Genomic DNA, 4,538 nt, shown 5'->3' on the forward strand with positions numbered 1-4,538 from the left:
GTTGCCTTGCGCCATGCTCATCAGCATGTCATGTGTGCCGTGCGCGTAGACCAGTATGGAGCCGTCGCCGAGCGCGGCGCCCGAGGCACTATCTACGCCAATCTTGTAGCTGCCGCCGTCCTGACCCGGCAGGGTGAGGTCACAGGAAGATGCCGCCTTACATTCGTCGTAGTATTTTTCCAGGGTGACCTGGGTGCCATCGGCGAACTGGAGCTGCAGATCATCGCCGGTTTTTCTTACTATGACGTTGTCGGCCAGTTGGTCTTCTTCGGCCTTGCCCTGAATGACACGGTAGTGCTCACCAACCTTCACCTTGAAGACATTGGGCTTGCCAGTTTTGAGCGGTTCGGCGGTTTTGCCGTTAATCAGAAAGGTTGTGTGAGTTGCGCCAGTTAACATGCTGCGACTCCTGAAAGTTTGCTTTAAGTAGTACCTTGCTCGAAGGGCGAACTGTCGGCTGCACTCTTCTTCAGATGAAACACGGCAATCGGTCCAAGTGTGGGCGCAAATTCGCGCGCGAATCTAAGCAAATCTAAGCGCGGGGATGGAAAAGACCGGATTCAGCTCAGGGGGCGGATGGGCGCCGGGGAATCATTTGCAGTCTTTTGCAGACTGCGTAGCTGAAGAAATCTCGGTGGACTGGCTTAGCGCGGTGCCACCGCTCCGCAGAACTGGTAGCCCTCGTTGCGCAGGGTCTTGAGCGGCAGGTCGGCGCCGGTGGCATCCACCACCTTGCGCCGCAGACGGTTGATCTGGGTGTCCAGGCGGCGCAGGTCGTAGGACAAGAAGTCTTCACCCAGGGCCGCCACAATGGTTTTCTTGCTGACACTTTGGCCCTGGCCGTCGAAGATGGCCTTGAGCACGGTGTAGTCCTGGGCGCTGAGTTCAATCGGCGGCAGGCCGGGCGCAACCAGTTGTTTCTGGTCGCCATCGAGCACCCAGTCGCCGCTGACCCCGCCCAGGTCGAGCCGGCGCGCCAGCGCATCGACGGTGGCGGCGAGGATGTCCATGTCTGTCGTTTTGGTCAGGTAGTGGTCGGCGCCACTTTGCAAACCCGCCACTTTGTCCCGGATAGCCATGCGCGCGGTCAGCACGATGATGCCCAGGCGCAGGTTGTCGCGGCGCAAGCGGCCAATGACGTCCATGCCGTCGCCGTCGGGCAGGCCCAGATCGAGGATGGCGATGAGGTGGCGACCAGGAACAAAGCCGCTCTCGAACTCGGCAATGCTGCCCACCGCCTGGACCGAGTGGCCCTGGTTGACCAGAAACTCTGTCAGGTCTTCGCGCAGGAGGCGCTCGTCTTCAAGCAAGATGATGTGTGTCGCGGGGGTGAGTCTGCGCCCTGCGGCGCCGACGAATCCAAGCAAATCTAAGCGCCGGGCAGCCCGCGATGGCGGCAAGCTAAAGACCTTTGCATTTACTCATATCAAAAACCTGCAAATACTTGACTCCCATTTCGCTCATGATGGCAGTATCGACAAAGTTCTCGTAGATGAGGATGTGCGGCTGCGCTTTAATCCTGTCGTCAGTACCCGACTTCCCGCTGATGGCGGATCGCGAGCACGGTTACAAGATCAGGGCTCACGTGGTATCTGGCAATGTAGCCGCTATCGCCGAAGTCGATCACCAGTTCGCGGAACTCGGGCGGCAGATCCAGAACGGGCCGGCCGATGCCGGGTTGCAGGATCAATATCTGCAACTACCGTTTGATGGCCTCGGCGGCGCGCTTTGCGGCCACCGGATTCTTGGGCTGCAAAAATTCGCGCAGGCGCACCAGATCCGCCCGGGCGTTGAGCGCAAGAATCAGTCGTGGCATTCGGGCGCTGCGAGCTCGTTGTCACCATTTCCCCAGGAATCAAGCCAGGCAAAAGCTTCGTCGCCGGTGATGTGCAAGCCGGTTTCCTGGAACTCTTGAAACGCAGCAAGCGTTTCTTGCCGGAAGGTTTCGCGCTTTTCTTCGCGATCGACAAACTGCGTGATGGCCTCGCGCATGAGCCAATGCGCCGTGCGCTTGCGGGAAACGGCCAAGCGCCCGATTTTGGCCTTGACGACAGGATCGAGCTTCAGCGAGACGGGGGTGGTGTTGGGTGTCGTGGGCATCGGAGAGCCTTAGATGGTAGTGTCAGGTATCACCTTAGCACACCAATGGATTTCCTGTGGACGGAATTTGATTTAACTGAAGGCCGGCCCCGGCCAGTAGGCCGACTATGGTGCTTGCTCGACTGCTCCGGCCGATCAGCGCTTGCTCCAAGGTTCGCGCCAGCGTCGATTTGTCCGCACCGGGGATGGAAAAGACCGGATTCAGCTGATCCAGTTCACTGGGCGGATGGGCGCCGGGGAATCATTTGCAGTCTTTTGCAGACTGCGTAGCTGAAGAAATCTCGGTGGACTGGCTTAGCGCGGTGCCACCGCTCCGCAGAACTGGTAGCCCTCGTTGCGCAGGGTCTTGAGCGGCAGGTCGGCGCCGGTGGCATCCACCACCTTGCGCCGCAGACGGTTGATCTGGGTGTCCAGGCGGCGCAGGTCGTAGGACAAGAAGTCTTCACCCAGGGCCGCCACAATGGTTTTCTTGCTGACACTTTGGCCCTGGCCGTCGAAGATGGCCTTGAGCACGGTGTAGTCCTGGGCGCTGAGTTCAATCGGCGGCAGGCCGGGCGCAACCAGTTGTTTCTGGTCGCCATCGAGCACCCAGTCGCCGCTGACCCCGCCCAGGTCGAGCCGGCGCGCCAGCGCATCGACGGTGGCGGCGAGGATGTCCATGTCTGTCGTTTTGGTCAGGTAGTGGTCGGCGCCACTTTGCAAACCCGCCACTTTGTCCCGGATAGCCATGCGCGCGGTCAGCACGATGATGCCCAGGCGCAGGTTGTCGCGGCGCAAGCGGCCAATGACGTCCATGCCGTCGCCGTCGGGCAGGCCCAGATCGAGGATGGCGATGAGGTGGCGACCAGGAACAAAGCCGCTCTCGAACTCGGCAATGCTGCCCACCGCCTGGACCGAGTGGCCCTGGTTGACCAGAAACTCTGTCAGGTCTTCGCGCAGGAGGCGCTCGTCTTCAAGCAAGATGATGTGTGTCACGGGCGTGAGCTTACGCCCTGTTGCGCCGGCGAATCTAAGCGAATCTAAGCGCCGGGCCAATAAGTGCGTGCTATCGTGCGCTTCTATGTGGCGCCGCCTGAGCCTTTCCCTTTCGCTAGCCGTTTCTCTTTTGTTGCTGACGGCATGCGCGCAGGCACAAACGGTGCCGCTGAGCGCCACCACGCCCCAAGTTAATCTGGTCGGCAAGATGGCCTGGCTCAAGGACGAGGCCGGCCAACTCGGCATTTCGGATGTCGCCGCACCGGGCGCCTTCAATCCCCTGCCCGGCGAACTCAACCTGGGCTTTACCCCGGCGGCGATCTGGCTGCGTGTGGAAGTGGCGCGCAACCCGTCCGCGCCCGATCACTGGTTGCTGGAGGTCACCAACCCGCTGCATGACGATCTGCGCCTGTATACGCAAGCGGCCGACGGCAGCTTCACCGAGCGTCGCGTTGGCGACCACCTGCCGCGCGATCGGTGGGAGATGGATTACCGTCATGCCGTGTTTCACCTGGACCTCGATACCGAAGCGCCACAAACCCTGTGGCTGCGCCTGCAGTCGCGCAACTTCATGTCGGCCCAGGTGCTGCTGTGGCAAGCTGATGCGTTTCATGAGGCGGTGCGCACAGAGAGCCTGTTCTACGGTTTGTACTTTGGCGTTTACCTCACGATTCTGATTTTTCACCTGTTCTTCTGGCGCTGGACGCGTGAGTCGGTGAGCGGTTGGTACGCCTTGTTCGTCGCATCCAAAGGCTTGACTGTGCTGTTGTGGGCGGGTTATTTTCAGCAGTATTCGCATTGGAGCGGCACGCTGACCGACGCCCTGCTGGGCACCATGCTCTGCAGTTCGAGCTGGATTGCCACCATGTTGGCCGTCAGGCAGATGGAGTTTGACCGTGTGCTGCCGCGTACAGGGCGCGCTTTGGTCATCAGTTCGGCGTTGCTGTCGGCGCTGTTCGTTACCCTGACCCTGACGGTGGGCTATGCCGCGGGCGTTTTGCCAGCGCGCCTGGTTGCGATGGGCTGGGCCACGATGCTGATTGCGTTGGCGACATGGTTGTGGTGGCGCGGACATGCGCCGGCACGGTTTTTTGTCCTGGCTTTCGGCATTCTGATTGCCGGTGGCGTGCTGCGTTACTTGCGCTTGCTTGGCTGGGTGGATCCGAGTTTTCTGACCGATTACAGTTTCGAGGTCAGCTCGATCATGAACATGCTGATCATGAGCCTGGCCATCACCGGGCGTTACAACGCCATGAAGCGCGAAAAGCTCGCAGCCCAGGAGGCGCTGAACAGTTCGTTGGAGGTGCAGGAGCGCACGGTGTTGCTGGTGGACGAGATTGGCCGGCGCGAGGCGCTTGAAGTCGATTTGCGCCGTGCGCTGGCGGTGGAGCAACTGGCGTGGCAGCAACAGCAAGATTTTGTGGCCATGGTGTCGCACGAGTTTCGCACGCCGCTGGCGATCA

At 60.7% G+C, this 4,538-nt stretch carries 6 protein-coding genes; 1 reads left to right on the forward strand and 5 read right to left on the reverse strand.

All coding sequences use genetic code 11. The annotated features are described in order from the left end of the window. The 5 genes from ACOYNV_RS25820 to ACOYNV_RS25840 all read right to left on the reverse strand — a co-directional run. The coding region (locus ACOYNV_RS25820; RefSeq protein ID WP_422902685.1) for a hypothetical protein at positions 1 to 399 on the reverse strand (399 nt) is incomplete at its 3' end. Positions 400 to 644: 245 nt separating this feature from the next. After that, positions 645 to 1,367: a response regulator transcription factor gene (locus tag ACOYNV_RS25825; RefSeq protein ID WP_422902686.1), complete on the reverse strand. Its 723-nt coding sequence runs from the start codon at positions 1,365 to 1,367 to the stop codon at positions 645 to 647. Between the two features lie 158 nt (positions 1,368 to 1,525). After that, complete coding sequence (locus tag ACOYNV_RS25830; protein WP_422902687.1) at positions 1,526 to 1,699, reverse strand: type II toxin-antitoxin system RelE/ParE family toxin; 174 nt, start codon at positions 1,697 to 1,699, stop codon at positions 1,526 to 1,528. Between the two features lie 104 nt (positions 1,700 to 1,803). Continuing rightward, positions 1,804 to 2,100 (reverse strand): CopG family ribbon-helix-helix protein, encoded by a 297-nt coding sequence (locus ACOYNV_RS25835; RefSeq protein WP_422902688.1) that lies wholly within the window; start codon positions 2,098 to 2,100, stop codon positions 1,804 to 1,806. Between the two features lie 294 nt (positions 2,101 to 2,394). Beyond that, entirely contained in the window at positions 2,395 to 3,075 is a 681-nt protein-coding gene (locus ACOYNV_RS25840; protein ID WP_422902689.1) for a response regulator transcription factor, read from the reverse strand. Between the two features lie 85 nt (positions 3,076 to 3,160). On the opposite strand from ACOYNV_RS25840, the gene ACOYNV_RS25845 reads away from it, so the two are divergent. Beyond that, the coding region (locus tag ACOYNV_RS25845; RefSeq protein ID WP_422902690.1) for a 7TM-DISM domain-containing protein at positions 3,161 to 4,538 on the forward strand (1,378 nt) is incomplete at its 3' end.

Source organism: Propionivibrio sp. (assembly GCF_049316945.1).
GTDB lineage: Bacteria > Pseudomonadota > Gammaproteobacteria > Burkholderiales > Rhodocyclaceae > Propionivibrio.